Here is an 18,823-nt window from a genome sequence, read left to right as displayed (position 1 = left end):
CGGCGGCTGCGATCGTCACGTCGGTTCACCCGAACCAGATCACACTGAGTACGGAGATAGTGCGTGAAATCGACGATCCGAACCCGAGCCCTCGCCCCACTGGCCGGCATCGCCCTGCTGTTCGCGACCGCCGCCTGCGGATCCGACGACGAGGCGCCGCCGCCGTCGGCGCCGGAGCCCGATCTTGAGATGACCATGACGGAGCCGCCGCCCGACGCGGCGGAGGAGGACACCGAGCAGGAGGCCTCCGGCGACGGCGACTACTGCGAGATGCTGCAGTCGTTCGGCAACGACGTCCTGGCCGGCGCCGGCAGCACCGATCCCGACGCCGCCGCCGGACTGGTCGACGCCTACCGCGAGATCGCCGCCGTCGCGCCGGAGGACGTCGCCGCGGACTGGACCGCCATGGCCGACGCCATGGAGGCGCTGTCCGACATCGACCCCGCCGACCCGGAGGCGGCGGGACAGCTGGAGGAGCTGGGCGACCTCGCCGCGGTCAGCCAGCGACTGGGCGAGAGCGTCCAGTCCGAGTGCGGCTGACGAGCGACCCGCGAACCCGTGATCATGTTCCCTCGCGGCGCCTGAGCGACCGCGAGGGAACATGATCAAGGGAGCGGGCGATCGGGGGACGTCCGCTCCCGTTCGTCCTCACGGCCTCACTCGCGCGGGCTGAGCTCCAGCTGGATGTCCATGTCCATGTCCAGCGTCTGCTGGGTGGAGCCGTCGTCGATCGCCATCTCGATGGACGTGCTGGTGTCGCTGCTGCCGGAGCCGGCGATCGGGAAGCTCAGCCGGCCGGCGCTCGTGCCGGTGCCCGAGCCGGCCGCCTCGATCAGCTCTACCGAGGCGCCGCCCTGCTCGATGGTGGTGGGCTCCGCGTGTTGCGCCATCTCGACGCCCAGCTCGTATGCGTCACCGTCGAACGAGGTCAGCGTGTAGCTGAAGGTGTTGCAGAAGGTGAATCCCTGCGAGTCGACCGCCGTGGCGACGTCCCAGGTGGCGCCGATGCCGACCGGCTCGGTGGGCAGCGGCACGGCGAGGTTGGCCAACTGGCTGTCGAGCTGCTGCATGGTCGGGGCGAGTGTGGGATCGACACCGGACGTGTCCAGCTTGCCGTCGACGAACGCGCCGCTGCGCGTCGTCGTGACGGTGCCGGTGACGCCGACCATGGAGTCGAGAAGGCTCTGCAGCGACGGGTCACCGCCCTCGACCTCGATGCGGTCGTAGGCCACCGTCATGGTGATCTCGTCGTCGGTGACGTCGTCGATGGTCAGCACCATGCCCATGAGCATCGGCGGCGTCGGCATCGAGGGCGATTCCTCGCCGTCGACGCTTGCCGTGGTGTTCATGGTCATGCGCATGTCGACGGCAGTGGTGTCGCCGGCCGTGGGCGACAGCTCCATCAGCGTCCGCGGCTCGTCGCCGGCGTCGGTGACGACGGCCTCCGGCGGCCCGTCGGTGCAGGTGGCGTCCGCGGCCGGCTCGGTGGTCTCCTCGCCCGGTCCGGACTCGTCGGATGCCTCGGCCGACGGGGCGGCTGTGCTCCCCGCCGAGCCGTCGTCGGAGTCGTCGCCGCAACCGGCGAGGACGAGCAGGGCGGCGGCCAGTGGCAGGCAGCCGGTGATGCGGCGCACGGGGGCTCCTCGGCGGGGATCGGATCGGACCAACCGCACTCTAGCCGCGCCCGCCGGCAACCAGCATCGACGGCTGGCGACGCCGTGACGTCGCCAGCCGTCGATGCTTCCATGCGTGGTCAGTAGCGCAGGGTCTGCAGGTAGGCCATGCTGTCGCAGGCCGACGAGATGCCGTCGGGCCGGGGCTGGTCGTTCTCGGTGAAGTAGTAGTCGACGCCGGCCAGCTCACTGTGGGCGAAGATCCGGCCGAAGTCGATCGTGCCCTCACCGACGTCGGCGAAGGAGCCGTCGGCGGCCCGGTCCTTCACGTGCAGCAACGAGAACCGGCCCGGGTACTGCTGGATCAGGCCGACCGGGTCGACACCGGCGTCCACGGCCCAGTAGAGGTCGAGTTCCATGTCGACGAGGTTCGGGTCGGTCTCGCGCACCAGCACGTCGTACAGGCGCACCCCGTCCTCGGTCCGGAACTCGAAGTCGTGGTTGTGGTAGGCCAGCGTGATGCCCTCCTCCTTGGCCCGGGCACCCTGCTCGTTGAGAATGTCGGCGACCCGGGAGTAGTCGGCGGCGTCCCAGCGGGCCGAGCCGGAGATGCGCACGTACTCCGCACCCAGGGCCTTCGCGGTCTCGATCACGCCCTCGATGTTCCTCTCGATCTGCCCCAGGTCCAGGCCGACCGAGGGCGCTCGCATGCCGGCCGCGGCGATCAGCTCGCCGAGCTGATCGCCGGTGTAGCCGTACAGGTTGCTTGACGGCTCGATGTTCTGGTAGCCGCAGGCGGCCAGCGCCGCGAGCGTCGCCTCTGTGTTCGGTGCCGGCATGGTCGCCCGGACCGTGTACCCGACCACGCCGATCTGCTCGGCGGGCACCTGGCGGTCGCCGTCGAGCTTGGGCGCCTTGCCGATCTCGGAGCCGGCCGCCGCGCGGATGACGGCGGCCCGCTCGCGCTGTGTGAGGACGCCGTCGGCCACCAGCTGGGAGGTGATGCCCTCCACCGTCCGGACGAAGTCGCCGTGGTTGGTGAACGGCTGCTCGTGCTCGATCAGGTCCATGATCGTGCAGCCGTCGCCGGAATCGCGGTTGGGGACGCCGGAGTCCGATCCCTCGCCGAACCAGACCGGGACGTCGGTGCCGTAGCCGCCGAAGCACCGGTCGCGCGGCTCGGTGACGTCCTCGCCGCCGACGTAGTCGATGCGATAGATGCCCGACCCGTCGTTGTGGTCGCCGCGGCCGACGCCGGAGCCGCCGCCGAAGTCGATCGTGTACAGCGAGCCGTCAGGCCCGAACTCGGCGTCGAACGGCGAGTTGAACGTCTCACCGGGCAGGAACGAGTTGATCGACTGCAGGTCGCCGGGCTCGGCGGGTGTGAACCGGTCGCTGGCCGCCGCCTCCGTCATGATGCTGATCGTCTTGTACCAGTCCGCTCCGTACTCGAAGGCGAACCACTTGCCGTCGAAGTACTGGGGGAACTTCGTGTCCGAGTCGAGGTCCTTGTCGTAGTCGTACACCGGCCCGGTCATCGGCGCGCCGCCGCCGGTGATCTCCGGGAAGAGGCCCGAGTGCTCGCCACGCTTGCCGTACCAGACCAGCGGCTCCTGCACGGGCGGCAGCTCCCGCAACCCCGTGTTGTTGGGCGAGTCGTTGACGGGGTTCTCGCAGTCGAACGGCTCGCCGGACGTGCCCGTCGCGAAGTCGAAGTCGACGAACGGGATGTTCGGGCCGATGCAGTACGGCCAGCCGTAGTTGCCGGCCTCGAGGATGCGGTTCTGCTCGACCAGGCCGGCCGGGCCCCGCAGCGGGTTCGGTGCGCTCGCGTCGGGACCGTAGTCGGCCACGAGCAGCGCGTCGCCGGCGTCGTCGTAGCTGATGGTGAACGGGTTGCGGAAGCCCATCGCGTAGATCTCCGGCCGGGTCTGGTCGGTCGCGTCGGCGGACTCCGGGAACAGGTTGCCCTCGGGGATGGTGTAGCCGCCGTCGTCCTCGGGATGGATCCGCAAGATCTTGCCGCGCAGGTCGTTGGTGTTCCCCGACGTCGCCTGGGCGTCCGCGGCCCGCCGGCCCGCGCGCTCGTCGATGGGGGTGTATCCGCTCTGCACGAACGGGTCGGTGTTGTCACCGGTGGCGATGTACAGGTCGCCCTCGTCGTCCATCGCGAGCGAGCCGGCCATGTGGACGTTCGCCAGCAGCTCGTTGCGCCAGATCGGGAACTCCAGGACCACCTCCTCGCTGGCCATGTCCAGCGTGTCGCCCACCAGGGTGAACCGCGACAACCGGTAGAGCGGCTCGGCCGGCGGCACCGTGTACAGCAGGTACAGCCAGCCGTTCTCGGCGAAGTCCTCGTCGATCGCGATGCCGGTGAGGCCGTCGGCGGTACGCGTGGTCGGCAGACTCAGCTGCAGGTCCCCGGCCAGCGTGGTGGTGGCCTCGTCGCCGTTCTGGTGGATCAGCTTGATCTGGCCGGTGCGCTGGATGTAGAGGACCCGGCCGTCGGGCAGCGGCGCGATCTCGTACGGATCGGCGAGGTTCGTGTCGTCCTCGAGCTGGACCTTGCGGAAGCTGTTCCACTCCGTCGCGCCGCAGTCCCCCGGTACGGCCCCGGCGGCCCACTCGATGCCGCCCAGGATGTGCTCGCGGAACAGCGGCTCGTCGAACGTCTCGGCGTGGTGGCCGCTGGCGGTGTACCAGGAGCGCCCGCCGTCGTAGACCTGGCACCAGGCGTGGGCGTGCTCCGGGCCCTCGTTCAGGCCCTGCGGGTTGTCGGTGGTGCGGATCTCGGTGAGAACGTGCACGTTACCGTTCGGCGTGGCCTGCCAGTTGTACCACTCCTCAGTGCGTTCCCACAGCTCAGGAAGCCCTTCGGTGGACGGGTGGGCGTGGTCGAGCACCTCGATGCGACCGGGGCGCGGCGCCGGGTGGTTCTGGAACTCGGCGCCGACGAGCCCCGCGTACCAGTCCCAGTCGCGCTCGGTACCCGTGGCCGAGTGCCAGCCGACGAAGCCGCCACCGCCGTTGATGTAGCGCTGGAATGCCGCCCGCTGGGAGGGGTCGAGCAGGTTCCCCCGCTCGGGCGTCGAGTTCGTGTTGTTGAAGATGACGACGTCGAACGGCCGCAGCCCCTTGTCGGAGAAGATGCTGGCGTCGTCGGTGACTGTGACGGCGAACCCGTGCTCCGCACCGAGCTCGCGCACCGTGTCGATCCCGGCCGGGATCGAGTCGTGGTAGAAGTTCGTGACGCCGGAGAAGACCAGGACGTTGAACCGCGCCCCGTCGTCGGCCGGCGCCGGCGCGGTCCGCGCCGTCTGGGCCTGGGCCGGTCCGGCCAGTAGGAACGGCACCAGCGCCAGCGCCATGACCAGCGCGGCGATCCGCCAGGCCGGCCCTCTCGTCGTCGGGATGAGGATTGTACGGTCGAAGGGCCGTGCCATGATCGTCCTCCCAGGTTCGCCGTGCTGCGATCAGTCCCCGGTAAGCGTTTTCCGGCAAGCGCTTTCCGACGATAGGCGTGGAAAGCGCTGATCGTCAAGGGCGAAAGACCATGGCGCAGCGATTGATCGTCAGGTCGCGAGCGGCCGAACCGCCACTCGCGACCTGTACCCCGCGGGAGGTGCCGCCGGCTCAGCCCTGCGGGCCGCGGCCGCTCCAGCTCCACGCGTACGCGCCGTCGTCGCTCTGCTGCCCGGCCTCGCCGATCTCCAGCGGCCGGAACGTGTCGACCATGACCGCCAGCTCGTCGAAGTAGTCCTTGCCCAGCGCCCGCTCGATCGCCGCCGGCTGGGGGCCGTGCGAATGGCCACCCGGATGCAGCGTGATCGAGCCCTGGCCGATGCCGGACCCCTTGCGCGCCTCGTAGTCGCCGCCGCAATAGAACATGACCTCGTCGGAGTCGACGTTGGAGTGGTAGTACGGCACCGGCACGGCCAGCGGGTGGTAGTCGACCTTGCGGGGCACGAAGTTGCAGATGACGAAGTTGTAGCCCTCGAACACCTGGTGCACCGGAGGCGGCTGGTGGATGCGCCCGGTGATCGGCTCGAAGTCGTCGACGTTGAACGTGTATGGGTACAGGCAGCCGTCCCAGCCGACCACGTCGAACGGGTGCGTCGGGTAGGTGACGATGCTGCCGACCAGCCCGGACGGCCCGTGGCCGCGGTGCTTCGTGTACACCTCGACGTCGGTGCCGGCGGTGACGAACGGCTCGGCCGGCGCCGTCAGGTCGCGCTCGCAATACGGTGCGTGCTCCAGGAACTGCCCGAACCGCGACAGGTACCGCTTCGGCGGCGTGATGTGTGAGTTCGCCTCGATCACGTACGCGCGCAGCGGGCCGTCGCCGGTCGGGACCCAGCGGTGCACCGTCGCCCGCGGGATGATCGCGTAGTCGCCCTTGCGCACCCGGAGCAGGCCGAACATCGTCTCCAGCGTCGCCTCGCCGTCCTCGACGTAGACGCACTCGTCGCCGATGGCGTTGCGGTACAACGGCGACGACTCGCCGGCCGCGACGTAGGCGAGGCGCACGTCGCCGTTGCCGAGCAGCAGCCGCCGGCCCGTCACCACGTCGAGCGCCTTCCAGTCCCTGCCCGGGAAGAGGTCGTGCGGCTTGAGGTGCATCGGCTTGAGCGGATGGTTGGGGACGGTGCGCGCGTCGGGCAGATCCCAGATGCGCGAGTCGACGATCGCCGACGGGACGCCCTCGTGGTACAGCAGCGACGAGTCGGAGGAGAAGCCCTCCTCGCCCATCAGCTCCTCGTAGTAGAGGGCGCCGTCGGGCCGGCGGAACTGGGTGTGCCGCTTCGGCGGTACCTGGCCGACGCTGCGGTAGAACATCTCCGTCACCTTCTCGGCGTTGTTCGGATATCGGACGCGCTTGCCCGTATATCGACCAGCGTCGAGGATGGTATGACGGGTGTCAAGGGATGCCAGATCGAGGCCGACCGCGAGGTCCCCAAACGGCGGCGAGTCCCACAAGGGAAAAGGAACCAGACCGGCGATGACGATTCCACCGATCTTCGGACGGCTGATCGACGACGCGGCCGTGTTCCCGCCGGGCGACCTGCCGCTGGCCGACGCCGTCCCGGCACATGTGGCGCACCGGTCGGCGTGGTACTCCGCGCTGGTCGGGCCGCTGCTGTGCCCGGCGTCGTCGCTGGAGTCCCTGGCGTCGCTGGCCCGCACGCTGCCGTCGCCGCTGGAGGTGGCCGTCGTCGTCGACACGGGGACGGCCGGCGTGCTGGCCGCCGTCGACACCGTCGCCCAGGAGTCGCACGTCGTCCTGCGCGGGGTCGAGGTGCCACTGCGCGGGTCGCCGCTGGGCGAGAACGCGCGGCGGACGGTGGCGGCGCTGGACGCCGCGCTGGGCGGCCCGGACGACGACGAGCCGGCCTACGTCGAGGTGCCGCGTGAGCCGGGGTGGGAGCAGGCGCTGGACGTCGTCGCCGACGCCGGGTATCGGGCCAAGCTGCGCACCGGCGGCGCGTCCCCCGATGCCGTGCCGTCGGACGATGCGGTGGCCGCGTTCATCGTCGGGTGTCTCGACCGCGGCATCCCGTTCAAGTTCACCGCCGGTCTGCACCACGCCGTCCGGCGTCCGTCGGAGCACGGGTTCCTCAACATGCTGGTCGCCGCCGGGACGGCGGTGGGCGGCGGCGCGGCGGCGGACGTCGCCGCGGCGCTGGCGCTGGACGACGGGGCGCGGCTCGCGGCCACCGTGGCGGAGCTGCCGGCCGTGTCGGTGCGGCGCTGGTTCGCGTCGTATGGGTCGTGCAGCATCGCCGAGCCGCTGGCCGAGCTGATCGCCCTCGGACTGGTCGCCGATCCCGGTAAGGTCGCGCGGTGACCTGGTTGGATCTTGCCGACGACGCGCCGTTCGACGCCTGGACGCTTCCGTACGGGGTCTTCTCCACCCCCGGCGAGGAGCCGCGGGTCGGCGTCGCCGTCGGGTCGTGGGTGCTCGACCTCGCGCCGCTGGCCGCCGTCGAGGGCCTGGACGGCGCCCACCTGTTCGCCCAGCGCACGCTGAACCCGTTCCTCGCGGCCGGGTGGCGGGCCTGGGACGCGGTGCGCGGCTGGGTGCTGGAGCTGGTCGCCGAGGAGCCGCGCCGCGAGTCCGTCGAGCCGCACCTCGTCCCGCTGCACGACGTCGAGCTGCACCTGCCGTTCGCGATCGCCGACTACGTCGACTTCTATGCCTCGCAGACCCACGCCGAGAACGTCGGGCAGCTGTTCCGGCCCGACTCCCCCGCGCTGCCGGCGGCCTGGCGGCACCTGCCGATCGGCTACCACGGCCGGGCCGGCACCGTCGTCCCGTCCGGGACGCCGATCGTGCGGCCGTCCGGGCTGCGCCGGGTGGGTGGCGCCGGCTCGGACGTTGAGTTCGGGCCGTCGCTGCGGCTGGACATCGAGGCCGAGGCGGGGTTCGTCGTGGGGACGCCGTCTCCGCTTGGATCTCGCGTGCCGGTGGGGGCGTTCGAGGAGCACGTGTTCGGGATGGTGCTGGTCAACGACTGGTCGGCGCGCGACATCCAGTCGTTCGAGTACGTCCCGCTCGGCCCGTTCCTGGGCAAGTCCTTCGCGACGTCGGTGTCGCCGTGGGTGGTGCCGCTCGCCGCGCTGGCGCACGCCCGGGTGTCGCCACCGTCGCGCTCGCCCGCCGTGGCCGACTACCTGCGCGACGAGGAGCCGTGGGGGCTGGACGTCGACTTCGAGGTGTCGTGGAACGGGACGGTCGTGTCGCGGCCGCCGCTGCGCGATCTGTACTGGACGCCGGCGCAGCAGCTGGCCCACATGACGGTGAACGGTGCGTCGCTGCGCACCGGCGACCTCTACGCGTCGGGGACGGTGAGCGGACCCCGTCCGGGCGGGAGCGGCTGCTTCCTCGAGCTGACGTGGAACGGTGCCGAACCCGTGACCCTGGCCGACGGGTCGCAGCGGTCGTTCCTCGAGGACGGCGACACCGTCTCTATCATCGCGACGGCGCCGGGCCCCGACGGCACGCGGCTGCGGCTCGGCGAGGTGACCGGCGCCATCGCCCCCTCCCCATGATCATCGGCGATCGACCACGTCATCGTGGGGTCGATCGCCGATGATCATGGGCGGGCGGGGGTCAACCGCGGGCGATGGAGATCCGCTTCGGCTCCTGCGCTGGCTCGGGCTTCGGCATCGGCACGCGAATCTCGAGGATGCCGTCCTTGTAGGACGCGGAGATGTCGGACTCGGTGACGCCCTCCGGAAGCGGCAGGGTGCGGGCGAAGCTGCCGTACCTGAGCTCACGGCGCAGGTAGCCGCCGGACTCGCGGTCCTCCTCCGAGCGCCGTTCCGCGCGGAGGCGGAGCATCCCGTTGACGATATCGAGGTCGATGTCCTGGTCCGGGTCCACGCCGGGCAGGTCGGCCCGGATCACGAGCGTGTCGCCTTCCTTGTACTCGTCGACGCGGATCATGTCCTCGCTCCCCGGCCACCAGCCGGACCCGGCGCGGCCGAAGGGCAACGCCCGCGTCCATTCGTCGAACATCCGGTCGAACCTGCTGAAGACGTCCAGCTGGTCGTCGCGGTCACCACGTCTGAGCAGCGCCATCCTGCTCACCTCCACCGACGGAAATGTGCTGATGGTCGGCGGGTACCCAGTCGCCGCGATCGTCAACGGGGAAGTCAGGCGTGGCCGGCGTGCTCGTGTTCGGCGTGGCCTTCGGGCTCCATCTGGAATGTGCTGTGCTCGATGTCGAAGTGGCCGGCCAGGCAGGCGTGCAGGCCGTCGAGGACGGAGTCGGCGCCGCAGCCGGGCTCGGCAGACGCCGCGATGACCACGTGCGCGGACAGCACCGGCACGCCGCTGGTGATGGTCCAGGCGTGCAGGTCGTGCACGTCGACGACGCCGGGGATCTCGAGGATGTGGCGGCGGACGTCCTCGAGGTCGACGCCCTTGGGGGTGGCCTCGAGGAGGACGTCGAAGACCTCGCGCAGGAGCATCCAGGCGCGCGGCAGGATGAGGACGCCGATGAGCATCGACGCGAGCGCGTCGGCCTCGACCCAGCCGGTCCCCATGATGACCAACGCGGCCGCCACGACGGCGAGCGAGCCCAGCGTGTCGCCGAGCACCTCGAGGTAGGCGCCGCGCACGTTCAGGCTCGCGCGCTGGCCGGACCGCAGGAGCAGCAGCGCGCCGACGTTCGCGACCAGGCCGACGACGGCGACGGCCAGCATGATGCCGGTCTCGATCTCGCCGGGGTCGCCGAGGCGCCGGACGCCGCCGACGATCGCCAGCACCCCGATCACCCCGACGACGACGCCGTTGGTCAGCGCCGCCAAAATCTCCGCCCGCTGCCAGCCGTACGTCCGCGCGGTGTTCGCCGGCTTGGTCGCGATGGCCGTGGCCAGCAGCGCCAGCGCGACGCCGAGCCCGTCGGCCAGCATGTGCCCGGCGTCGGCGAGCAGCGCGAGCGATCCTGACATCAGCGCGCCGGCGACCTCGACGACCAGCACGACGACGATGATGGCGAGCACCGCCTGCATGCGCCGCCGGTACGCGTACGACGCGGTGCCGCCCTGCGACAGGCCGTGCCCGTGACCGTGCCCGGCGCCCATCAGTGCACCTGCCCAGGCCTGGTGGCGGGAGCGGCGGCGTCCGGCCGGGCCCGGTGCCCGGCGGCGTCAGCGTGCGGGCCGTGCGCGGTGCCGGCGCCCACGCCGTCCGGCCGCAACTGGGCCGGCGAGCCGGCCGCCGCGAGGACGTCCTCGGCGGCGGCCAGCATCGACCACAGCTCGGGCCGGACCAGCGCGTAGAACGTGGACCGGCCATGCGGATGCGGCTCGACCAGCCCGGCGTTGCGCAGGCTGGACAGATGACCGGAGACCGTCGACTGGGCCAGACCGAGCTCGGCGGTGAGGTCGACCACCCGCCGCTCGCCGTGGCCGAGCAGCCGCACGATCTCCAGCCGGGCCGGATCGGCGAGGCTGTGGAACAGCTGCACGGCCGCAGCGTCGACGGACGCCCGATTCATCGTCATACGACGATGATAGCGCGCTCCGCCGATGAACCGTCAGGGAACGGCCGGCTTGCCCGCCGTCCAGACCCAGACGTCGAAGAACTCCTCCAGGTCCTGGCCGGACAGCTCCTCGGCCAGCGCCTGGAAGTCCTCCGTCGTCGCCGTCGAGTCCTTGTACCGCGTCGGCCACTCCCGCGACAAGGCGTCGAACGTCTCCTCGCCGATCTCCAGCCGCAGCGCGTACAGCGTCGCCGCGCCCCGGTCGTAGACGGCGCCGGCGAACAGTCCGAGCGGCCCGGGGTCGGCGACGATCGTCTGCCAGAACGAGCTGGTCTCCGGCGTCGCCATGACGTCGGCGAAGTTCTCCGCGGCGGTGGTGCGGCCGTCGTGCTCGGACCACAGCCACTCGGCGTAGGTGGCCCAGCCCTCGTTCAGCCAGATGTCCTGCCAGCGCGCCGGGCTCACGGAGTTGCCCAGCCACTGGTGCGCCAGCTCGTGCGCCACGGTGCCCTCGTTCGCCCGGGTCGAGTAGATCGGCCGGGTCTGCGTCTCCAGCGCGTAGCCGACGCTGTCGTCGTCGACGATCGCGCCGTACGACGAGAACGGGTACGGCCCGAACTCGCTCTCGAACAACGCGATCATCTCCGCGGTCTGCGCAAGGCCGGCCGACGCCGCGGGCGCGAGGTCGCGGTCGATCGCGTCGATCAGTGGCAGCCCGTCCGGCGTCGTCGTCTGCCGCAGCTGGTAGTTGCCGACCGACGCCGTCACCAGGTAGCTGGCCATCGGCTCGCGCGACGACCACTCCCACGTCGTCCACCCGTTCGCCGTCGAGGACCCGACGAGGTCGCCGTTGCCGACCGCGACCAGCCCCTCCGGCACGGCGACGGCGACGTCGTACGTGGCCTTGTCGGTCGGGTGGTCGCTGACCGGGTACCACGTCATCGAGCCCTCCGGCTCGCTCGCCACCATCGCGCCGTCGCGCGTCGTCACCCAGCCGTAGAGCGCACCCTCGATGTCGGTGGGCCGGCCGGTGGCTCCGCCGTACGTGACGACGACGTCGACCGCCTTGCCGCGCGGGAGGATCGTCTTCGGCGTGACGATCAGCTCGTCGCCCTCGCGGGTGAACTCCGCCGGCCGGCTCCCGACGACGACGGACTCCACCTCCAGCCCGCGCAGGTCCAGGTTGAAGCTGGTGAGGTGCCGGGTCGGCACGATGCTGATGGTCGCGACGGCGTCCAGCCGCCCGGCCAGCGGGGCGGGCGCCGGCGCCGGCGGCTGGTAGCGCAGGTCGAGGTCGTAGTGCACGGCGTTGTAGCCGCCGTTGCCGGCGAACGGGAAGTACGCGTCGCCCGCGCCCGACCCGCCCGGCGCCGGCCTGGACGACTGCCCATCCGCCGCGCCCGCCGGGACGATGGCACCTGCCAGCAACGCCACGGCGGCCGCCGCGACGACGCCGGACCTGACACGAGATCTCATCGAGGACGCTCCCCGGAGTAGATGACGAGTGATCACCGCAGCCTGCCCGAGATCGCGACGAATGGGAATGGTCCGCCGCGAAATCACGTGGGCCCGCGGGCTGTCTGACCTGGCTGACAGACTGGTCCGATGGCATTGAGCGGCTTCGGCGTCACCGAGTTCCAGCTGGTCCTGCTGCGCCGCATGCAGGACTACCAGCCGGAGCTGGTCGAGGCCGCGTGGGAGCGGCTCGGCGTGACCCACTCAGACGCGCGGCAGGCGAACGCGTTCTGGCAGTCGCTGGAGCGGTCGCGCCGGGCGCCGCGCGGGCTGGACCGGTACCGCATCGTGCTCGGCGCGCCGGTCGGCGAGAGCGAGCTGAAGATCGGCGACCTGCCGTGCCGGCTGTACCACTGGTACCTGCCGCTCTGGCCGGACCTGCGCTGGGAGGTGCTGACCGGCGCGAAGGGCAGCGTCGTCAACGGCTGGCTGGCCCGCGAGCGGGGCGGCGCCGTCCCCGAGCTGCCGGCGGACGGCGACCTCGAGCCGTGGTCGTGCGTCATCGGCGACGTCGAGCAGACCTACGCCGACGTGAAACACCTGGAGGGCGACGCGCCGAGCCGATGGCACCTCGCGTTCACGACGCCCACCGGCCAGGCGCGGCTGGCCCGCTTCGTCCACGGGCTGGTGCAGACGACCGCGGTCCTAGACACGCCGACCGCGAGGTCCCGGGCGGGCAGCGAGGCCCACAAGGCAGAAGGGATCAGAGGTTCCCGCGACGCTCCTGCTCGCGCTCGATCGACTCGAACAGCGCCTTGAAGTTGCCCTTGCCGAAGCCGAGCGAGCCGTGCCGCTCGATCATCTCGTAGAACACCGTCGGGCGGTCGCCGATCGGCTTGGTGAAGATCTGCAGCAGATAGCCGTCCTCGTCGCGGTCGACCAGGATGCCGCGCTTCTTCAGCTCCTCGACGGGCACGCGGACGGTGCCGATGCGGGCCCGCAGCTCGGGGTCGTCGTAGTAGGCGTCCGGGGTGTCGAGGAACTCCACGCCCTCGGCACGCATCGCGTCGACCGTGCGCAGGATGTCGTTGGTGGCCAGGGCGATGTGCTGGCAGCCGGCCTCGCCGTAGAACTCCAGGTACTCGTCGATCTGCGACTTCTTCTTCGCGATGGCCGGCTCGTTGAGCGGGAACTTCACCCGGTGGTTGCCGTTGGCGACGACCTTCGACATCAACGCGGAGTACTCGGTGGCGATGTCGTCGCCGACGAACTCGGCCATGTTCACGAAGCCCATGACCTTGCGGTACCAGTCGACCCAGTAGTCCATCTTGCCCAGCTCGACGTTGCCGACGCAGTGGTCGACGGCCTGGAACAACCGCTTCGGGGCGCCGTCGCGCTTGACGTAGCCGGAGCTGCGGACGACGTAGCCGGGCAGGTACGGCCCGGAATAACGAGACCGGTCGACGAGGGAGTGGCGGGTCTCGCCGTACGTCGCGATGGCGGCGAGGCGGACGGTGCCGTGCTCGTCGGTGACGTCGTGGGGCTCCTCCAGGACGGTGGCGCCCTGCGCCCGCGCGTGCGCGACGCACTTGTCGACGTCGGGCACCTCCAGCGCGAGGTCGACGACACCGTCGCCGTGCCGGCGGTGGTGGTCCAGCAGCGGGCTGTCAGGCACCACGCCGCCCTTGATGACGAACCGCGCCGAGCCGCTGCGCAGCACGAACGCCTTGTGGTCGCGGTTGCCGGTCTCGGGGCCTGAGTAGGCGACCAGCTCCATGCCGAAGGCCGACTGGTAGAAGTGCGCGGCCTGGGTGGCGTTGCCGGCGACGAACACCACCGCGTCCATCGCCGTGACCGGGAACGGGTCCTTGCTCTCGTCGTACTCGACCAGTCCGACGAGCTGCTTGAGCTGCTCGAGATCGAGGTCGGCGTCGCGTTCTTCGGGGGTCAGAGCGTGATCGATGGCCGTCATGTCAGGACTCTGCCGGGCCCGCCGCGAGGTGGGCAAGTGGCGCGTGTCACTCTGGTCATGGTGTACGGTGTGAACACCGTTACCGGTGAGTCGCTGTACAGATTGCCCAGCCGGGGGGGAGGACGCATGATCGACGGTCTCGATGCGCGCATCCTCGAGCTGTTCACCCGCGAGCCGCGCATCGGCGTGCTGGAGGCGTCGCGACGGCTCCAGGTGGCCCGCGGCACGGTGCAGGCCCGGCTGGACCGCCTCCGCGACACCGGCGTCATCGCCACCTTCGCGCCGACGGTCGACCCGGCGGCGCTCGGGTTCCGGGTGACGGCGTTCGCCTCGCTCGACATCCGCCAGGGCGCGCGCGAGTCCGTCGCGGCGCACCTGAGCCGCATCCCCGAGGTGCTCGAGGTGCACACCATCACCGGCCAGGGCGACCTGCTCTGCCGCATCGTCGCCCGCGACAACGACGATCTGCAGCGCGTCATCGACGACCTCGTCGGCGACGACAACATCGTCCGCACCTCGACGCTCATCGCGCTGTCGACGGTGGTGGCCCCGCGGATCCTCCCGCTCGTGGAGTCGGCGACGGCGAGCTCGGCGAGCGAGCCGCATACACGCTGAGGACGCCGATCACCACGAGGGCCCAGCTCCCGGCGACCGGGAAATAGACCAGGCTGAGCGGTACACCCATGGCCAGCAGGTACCAGCCGAGTTGGGCGGGCAGCCGGCCGGTCTCGCGCACGGCCGTGCGGGCCAGGCTCGCCAGCGCGAACAGTGCGAGACCGGCCGCCATGAACCAGATGCTCGCCTCGCGCAGGGCGTAGGACGCGGCGCCGGTGTCGACGTTGGCGCCGACGAATCCGTCCGCCATCAGGCCGGACCAGTCGTGGGGCTGCGCGAATGCCAACCCGACGTGCAGCACGGCGGTGGCGGTGATCAACCGTGGGATCCAGCGGTGCAGTGCGGTCATCGTCATGCCTCCCCTTCTCCGGCCGGCCGCAGGAGCAGCCGGTAGATGTCGCGCAGCTCGCCTGCCGGCACGGGCGGCACGACGTGACTGGCGCCGACCAGCACGAGATACAGCACCCAGCCCATGAGCCGGGCCTCGTCATCGGTGCCGCCGGCGGCTCGCCACAGGGCGCGCAGGTATTCCGCCCGCGCCCGGTCCACGCGCTCCTGCACCGCACGCACCTGCGGGTCCTGCAGCGCCCAGGCTCGAACGCCGACTTCGGGGTCGGACGTGCCGGGGCCGGACTCGTCGGCGAGCACGAGCTCGAGCAGGTGGTCGAGCTTCGCCCTGGGCGCTGCCGGACTGGCCTCGACGGCGGCGATGTAGCGCTCGGTCCACTCGGCCTCGAAGTACTCGAGCAGCGCCGTCTTGAAGTCCGCCAGGCCGCGGAAGTGGTGGTAGAACGACCCCTTCGTGACGCCGAGCCGGCCGGTCAGCCGGTCGATGGTCAGTGCCGGCGCGCCGCCCTCGGCCAGGACCGCGAGGCCCTCGTCCAGCCAGTCCCGCCTACTCACCATGCTCATCACCTCACGCCATACCATACCGGATGGTATGGAGCCTTGGACGGCTGTGGCGGAAGCCGGGCTACCGCAGCGAGCCGGTCACCGACCAGAGGTCGTGCTCGAACAGCGAGTCGCAGGTCGGGCCCGGGCAGCTGTCGGTGAACACCACGTCGACCGAGCGAGACCCGGCAGCCGGCCGCCCCACGTGCGCCGCAGGCCGGCGTTGTGGTTGCGCGGGAACCCGGTCAGCGGGCAGGGTCGCCGCACCAGGCGATGAGCGCGGCCCGCAGTTCGGCGTCGCGGCGGATCATCGGCCGGGTGTCGGTGGCCCAGGCGACGTAGCCGTCGGGGCGGACGAGCGTCAGGCCGTGCGAGCGGTCCACCGTCGTGACGAGGTCGACCCGGCCGGCCCACGGGTCCACCAGTCCGTGGTGGTCCTGGCCGGTCAGCAGCACGAACCGGCCTGTGCGCAGCGCCTCGTAGAGCCGGGACTTCGTGCCGTCATCGGTGACGACGGCGACGTCCGGGACCCGCCGGCCGACCAGCGGGTGGTCGCCGCGGGACCTGCCGTAGCCGATGGCCAGGCCGGACACGAACTCGCCGGCCTTGCGCTGCACCGGGCCGAGGCTGGCGGCGACGGCGCCGGCGACGTTACGCACCGCGCGCAGCGCCGCCGACCCTGTCAGCGCCATCCGCAACAGCGTCCCGCTCCCCTGCACGACGCTGGCCCCGACCGCCCGGCGCTCAGTGTCGTAGGTGTCGAGCAGCCCGGCCGGCGCCCAGCCGTGCAGCTCGGCGGCGAGCTTCCAGCTCAGGTTCGCGGAGTCCTGCAGGCCGGTGTTCATGCCCTGGCCGCCTGCCGGCGAGTGCACGTGCGCGGCGTCACCGGCCAGGAACGCCCGGCCCTCGCGGTAGCTCGGGACCAGCCGCTCGTCGCTGTGGAACCGCGACAGCCAGCGGGCGTCGTGCATGCCGTAGTCGGTGCCGAGCACGCGCCTCGCGACGTCGCGGATCTCGTCCAGGTCGACGGGGTCGTCGTCGGGCCGCTGCATCCTGCGGTCCCACGCGATGATGCGGAACCAGCCGTCGCCGAACGGGGCGACGAACGCGAACCCGTCGTCGTTGGCGTTCGCCACGAGCACCTCGTCGGGCGGCTGCGCCAATCGGACGTCGGCCAGCATGACGGACTGGACGACGGCCTCGCCGGGGAACGGCAGCCCGAGCGCCTCGCGGACCGTGCTGCGCACGCCGTCGGCGCCGACCACGTAGGCCGCACGCAGTTCCCGCTCGCGCCGTCCGCCGTCGCCGGACACCCGCACGGTGACGCCGGCGCCGTCCTGGACCAGGCCGGTGACCTCGGCGCCCTCGACGAGCGTGGCGCCGGCCTCGCGGGCCCGCGCCGCCAGCACGTCCTCGACGTTGTACTGCGGCGTGACCAGCACGAACGGGAACCGGGTCGGTAGCTCGGACAGGTCGACCTCGATGTTGCCGAACAGGCTGAGCGCGGCCACCCGCCGCCCGGCGTCGATGACCCGCTCGGCGATGCCGCGGGCGTCGAACATCTCAAGGGTGCGGGCATGGACGGCGAACGCGCGGGTCAGCGGCGAGCGGCCGGTGCGCCGCTCGAGCAGGGTGCAGGGGATCCCGGCGGCGGCGAGGTCACCGGCGAGCAGCAAGCCGGCCGGCCCACCACCGACCACCACGACGTCCGGCATCTCACTCATCGATCCCTCCCGGCTCCTCGGCCTGTCGGCACGGTACCCGCCTCGGCCCGTCCTGTACCTGTCGCCGTCATCACACTCGACGTCACGCCTGGTCACGTCGGACGTCGCAGCGGGGCCGACTTGCTTCGCCCCCGGGGTGTCGGGGTTGAATGTCTCCGATGTCCAGTCGAGCCTCGGGCGGCGCGCTCGCCGCCTGCCTCATCACCGCTGCCATCGTCGGCTTCGCCGGCGGCGGCTACTTCGGCTCGCAGTCCGGCGGCGATTCGCCCTCCGCGTCTGAGTCGCCCGCTCCCGACGACACCACCCCGGTCGGTGAGACCCCGGGCGACGGTGAGACCCCGGGCGAGACCGAGACCCCGGCCGGCGACGGCGCGCTCACCCTGTCCGCCGCGCAGACGGAGGTCAGCCCCGGCGGCCAGATCGATTTCACCGGCGCCATCGACCCACCCGAGGAAGGCGTCCAGCTCCGGCTCGAACGCAGCGTCGACGGCGGCGACTGGGAGACGTTCCCGCTCAACAACCAACCCGTCACCGGCGCCGACGGCACCTTCTCCACCTACGCCTCGACCAGCCAGAGCGGCACCAACGCGTTCCGCCTCGTCCGCGAGGACGACGACTCCGTCGTGTCCAACGAAGTCCAGGTCGCGGTCGGCTGAGGCGGGCCGTCGGTGGCGGATGCTTCAATAGGCGACGATGTCCCGACCAGCCTCAGGCGACGCTCGCGCCGCCAAGCACGCCGCCGGCGGCCGCCGTGCGGCGGGCCGCGGCACCGGTGAATCTCCGGACGAGCGCTCGGGCACGGTCGACGGCGGCTCCGGCGCGGCCACCGACGACGACCTCGGCATCGCCTCCTGGCTCGAGTCCGGCGCCCTGGCACCGCACGAGACCGGGCCGCTGCTGTCGCCACTGACTGGTCCGGCCGATTCTGCCGCTTCCGGCGACGCTCTGGGGACGCCGCTGTGGTCCGATCCGGAGCCGGGAGGGGAGGCCGCTGCGGGCGGCGGGTCCGAGGCCAGCCGTGGTTCGGAGCCCGGCCGAGTCGCCGAACACAGCCGCCCGATCGATCCGGTGCCCGAGGGCGAGCCTCCGCCGCAGCGGGGCCGGCGATCGGCGTCGGGGCGGATCAGGATCGAGCCGGACGACCCGCTCGGACTCGGATCCGCACCCGAACCGGACCCGCTCGCCGACGGCCGCCAGGCCGCCGACCGCACGTCGCCCGACGACCCGTCCAGTGCCGCCGAGCCGGAGCCGGCCACGGCACGGGCCGGGTCGAGGTCCGCCGGCGGCCGTCGCGCCGGGAGCCGGGCCGATGCCGAGCCCGAACCCACCCCGAGGCCGGCGACTGCCACCGAGACCAAGGCCTACGAGCCCGGACCCGGCTTCGCCGCCGCGTTCGGCCCCGCCGCGTCAGGCCCCGCCACGCCCGAGGCCCGGAACGCGCCCGAGCCGTCGCCCGCCGACGACGACCTCGACGAGCACGACCTCGACGGCGACACGACCACCGGTGGAGCGCACGCCCGGGCCGGCGGCGGCCACAGCCGGCGCCCCCAGACGGCCCGGACC

General features: G+C 71.7%; 17 protein-coding genes and 1 pseudogene. 7 read left to right on the top strand and 11 right to left on the bottom strand.

What is annotated here, in order from left to right:
• Positions 1-63: 63 nt before the first annotated feature.
• Entirely contained in the window at positions 64-540 is a 477-nt protein-coding gene (locus E1262_RS19800; protein WP_132104861.1) for a hypothetical protein, read from the top strand.
• 116 nt (positions 541-656) lie between these two features.
• Here the strand turns inward: E1262_RS19800 and E1262_RS19795 are convergent, their stop codons facing one another.
• The 3 genes from E1262_RS19795 to E1262_RS19785 all read right to left on the bottom strand — a co-directional run bounded on the left by E1262_RS19795 (position 657) and on the right by E1262_RS19785 (position 6,449).
• Positions 657-1,634 (bottom strand): hypothetical protein, encoded by a 978-nt coding sequence (locus E1262_RS19795; RefSeq protein WP_132104860.1) that lies wholly within the window; start codon positions 1,632-1,634, stop codon positions 657-659.
• Positions 1,635-1,753: 119 nt separating this feature from the next.
• Entirely contained in the window at positions 1,754-5,056 is a 3,303-nt protein-coding gene (locus E1262_RS19790) for a ThuA domain-containing protein (RefSeq protein ID WP_132104859.1), read from the bottom strand.
• Between the two features lie 190 nt (positions 5,057-5,246).
• Complete coding sequence (locus E1262_RS19785) at positions 5,247-6,449, bottom strand: homogentisate 1,2-dioxygenase (protein WP_132104858.1); 1,203 nt, start codon at positions 6,447-6,449, stop codon at positions 5,247-5,249.
• Between the two features lie 163 nt (positions 6,450-6,612).
• Here E1262_RS19785 and E1262_RS19780 point away from each other — a divergent pair, with 163 nt between their 5' ends.
• Together E1262_RS19780 and fahA are read left to right on the top strand one after the other, a co-directional pair.
• Positions 6,613-7,458: a hypothetical protein gene (locus E1262_RS19780; protein WP_132104857.1), complete on the top strand. Its 846-nt coding sequence runs from the start codon at positions 6,613-6,615 to the stop codon at positions 7,456-7,458.
• Entirely contained in the window at positions 7,455-8,663 is a 1,209-nt protein-coding gene (gene fahA / locus E1262_RS19775) for a fumarylacetoacetase (protein WP_132104856.1), read from the top strand. The genes E1262_RS19780 and fahA overlap by 4 nt, the downstream gene beginning before the upstream one ends.
• Before the next feature lie 61 nt (positions 8,664-8,724).
• Here the strand turns inward: fahA and E1262_RS19770 are convergent, their stop codons facing one another.
• The 4 genes from E1262_RS19770 to E1262_RS19755 form a co-directional block, all read right to left on the bottom strand.
• Positions 8,725-9,195, bottom strand: coding sequence for an Hsp20/alpha crystallin family protein (locus E1262_RS19770; protein WP_203454068.1), 471 nt, complete (start codon positions 9,193-9,195; stop codon positions 8,725-8,727).
• Positions 9,196-9,269: 74 nt separating this feature from the next.
• Positions 9,270-10,202 (bottom strand): cation diffusion facilitator family transporter, encoded by a 933-nt coding sequence (locus E1262_RS19765; RefSeq protein ID WP_132104855.1) that lies wholly within the window; start codon positions 10,200-10,202, stop codon positions 9,270-9,272.
• Complete coding sequence (locus E1262_RS19760) at positions 10,202-10,624, bottom strand: ArsR/SmtB family transcription factor (RefSeq protein WP_132104854.1); 423 nt, start codon at positions 10,622-10,624, stop codon at positions 10,202-10,204. The genes E1262_RS19765 and E1262_RS19760 overlap by 1 nt, the downstream gene beginning before the upstream one ends.
• A 33-nt stretch (positions 10,625-10,657) precedes the next feature.
• Positions 10,658-12,079, bottom strand: coding sequence for a M1 family metallopeptidase (locus E1262_RS19755; protein WP_132104853.1), 1,422 nt, complete (start codon positions 12,077-12,079; stop codon positions 10,658-10,660).
• Between the two features lie 129 nt (positions 12,080-12,208).
• Between E1262_RS19755 and E1262_RS19750 the strand changes: the two genes are divergently transcribed.
• Positions 12,209-12,877 (top strand): hypothetical protein, encoded by a 669-nt coding sequence (locus E1262_RS19750; RefSeq protein ID WP_203454067.1) that lies wholly within the window; start codon positions 12,209-12,211, stop codon positions 12,875-12,877.
• Here E1262_RS19750 and hppD read toward each other — a convergent pair.
• Positions 12,822-14,030, bottom strand: a complete 1,209-nt coding sequence (hppD, locus tag E1262_RS19745; protein ID WP_132104852.1) for a 4-hydroxyphenylpyruvate dioxygenase — start codon at positions 14,028-14,030, stop codon at positions 12,822-12,824. The two genes, E1262_RS19750 and hppD, sit on opposite strands and share 56 nt — an antisense overlap.
• Before the next feature lie 126 nt (positions 14,031-14,156).
• On the opposite strand from hppD, the gene E1262_RS19740 reads away from it, so the two are divergent.
• A complete protein-coding gene (locus E1262_RS19740; protein WP_132104851.1) occupies positions 14,157-14,645 on the top strand; it encodes an Lrp/AsnC family transcriptional regulator in 489 nt (162 codons plus the stop codon).
• Here the strand turns inward: E1262_RS19740 and E1262_RS19735 are convergent.
• The 3 genes from E1262_RS19735 to E1262_RS19725 form a co-directional block, all read right to left on the bottom strand.
• Positions 14,554-15,000: a DUF6463 family protein gene (locus tag E1262_RS19735; protein WP_132104850.1), complete on the bottom strand. Its 447-nt coding sequence runs from the start codon at positions 14,998-15,000 to the stop codon at positions 14,554-14,556. The genes E1262_RS19740 and E1262_RS19735 overlap by 92 nt on opposite strands.
• Entirely contained in the window at positions 14,997-15,551 is a 555-nt protein-coding gene (locus E1262_RS19730) for a TetR/AcrR family transcriptional regulator (RefSeq protein WP_203454066.1), read from the bottom strand. The genes E1262_RS19735 and E1262_RS19730 overlap by 4 nt, the downstream gene beginning before the upstream one ends.
• A 230-nt stretch (positions 15,552-15,781) precedes the next feature.
• A complete protein-coding gene (locus tag E1262_RS19725) occupies positions 15,782-17,260 on the bottom strand; it encodes an FAD-dependent oxidoreductase (protein WP_132104848.1) in 1,479 nt (492 codons plus the stop codon).
• 158 nt (positions 17,261-17,418) lie between these two features.
• Between E1262_RS19725 and E1262_RS19720 the strand changes: the two genes are divergently transcribed.
• On the top strand, positions 17,419-17,916 hold the full coding sequence (locus E1262_RS19720) for a hypothetical protein (RefSeq protein WP_132104847.1): 498 nt from the start codon (positions 17,419-17,421) through the stop codon (positions 17,914-17,916).
• 37 nt (positions 17,917-17,953) lie between these two features.
• A pseudogene (locus E1262_RS19715) lies at positions 17,954-18,823 on the top strand (hypothetical protein); the annotation flags it as partial.

Origin of the sequence: Jiangella aurantiaca (assembly GCF_004349105.1) — a bacterium.
In the GTDB taxonomy this organism is placed as follows: Bacteria; Actinomycetota; Actinomycetes; order Jiangellales; family Jiangellaceae; genus Jiangella; species Jiangella aurantiaca.
This window is presented reverse-complemented; position numbering and strand designations above follow the sequence as displayed.

What these genes read in the sequence shown, in the direction of transcription:
- E1262_RS19790 (WP_132104859.1), bottom strand. Translation starts at nt 5,056, where the DNA reads ATGGCACGGCCCTTCGACCGTACAATCCTCATCCCGACGACGAGAGGG.
- E1262_RS19785 (WP_132104858.1), bottom strand. Translation starts at nt 6,449, where the DNA reads ATGTTCTACCGCAGCGTCGGCCAGGTACCGCCGAAGCGGCACACCCAG.
- E1262_RS19780 (WP_132104857.1), top strand. Translation starts at nt 6,613, where the DNA reads ATGACGATTCCACCGATCTTCGGACGGCTGATCGACGACGCGGCCGTG.
- E1262_RS19770 (WP_203454068.1), bottom strand. Translation starts at nt 9,195, where the DNA reads ATGGCGCTGCTCAGACGTGGTGACCGCGACGACCAGCTGGACGTCTTC.
- E1262_RS19765 (WP_132104855.1), bottom strand. Translation starts at nt 10,202, where the DNA reads ATGGGCGCCGGGCACGGTCACGGGCACGGCCTGTCGCAGGGCGGCACC.
- E1262_RS19760 (WP_132104854.1), bottom strand. Translation starts at nt 10,624, where the DNA reads ATGACGATGAATCGGGCGTCCGTCGACGCTGCGGCCGTGCAGCTGTTC.
- E1262_RS19755 (WP_132104853.1), bottom strand. Translation starts at nt 12,079, where the DNA reads ATGAGATCTCGTGTCAGGTCCGGCGTCGTCGCGGCGGCCGCCGTGGCG.
- E1262_RS19750 (WP_203454067.1), top strand. Translation starts at nt 12,209, where the DNA reads ATGGCATTGAGCGGCTTCGGCGTCACCGAGTTCCAGCTGGTCCTGCTG.
- hppD (WP_132104852.1), bottom strand. Translation starts at nt 14,030, where the DNA reads ATGACGGCCATCGATCACGCTCTGACCCCCGAAGAACGCGACGCCGAC.
- E1262_RS19740 (WP_132104851.1), top strand. Translation starts at nt 14,157, where the DNA reads ATGATCGACGGTCTCGATGCGCGCATCCTCGAGCTGTTCACCCGCGAG.
- E1262_RS19735 (WP_132104850.1), bottom strand. Translation starts at nt 15,000, where the DNA reads ATGACGATGACCGCACTGCACCGCTGGATCCCACGGTTGATCACCGCC.
- E1262_RS19730 (WP_203454066.1), bottom strand. Translation starts at nt 15,551, where the DNA reads ATGGTGAGTAGGCGGGACTGGCTGGACGAGGGCCTCGCGGTCCTGGCC.
- E1262_RS19725 (WP_132104848.1), bottom strand. Translation starts at nt 17,260, where the DNA reads ATGAGTGAGATGCCGGACGTCGTGGTGGTCGGTGGTGGGCCGGCCGGC.
- E1262_RS19720 (WP_132104847.1), top strand. Translation starts at nt 17,419, where the DNA reads ATGTCCAGTCGAGCCTCGGGCGGCGCGCTCGCCGCCTGCCTCATCACC.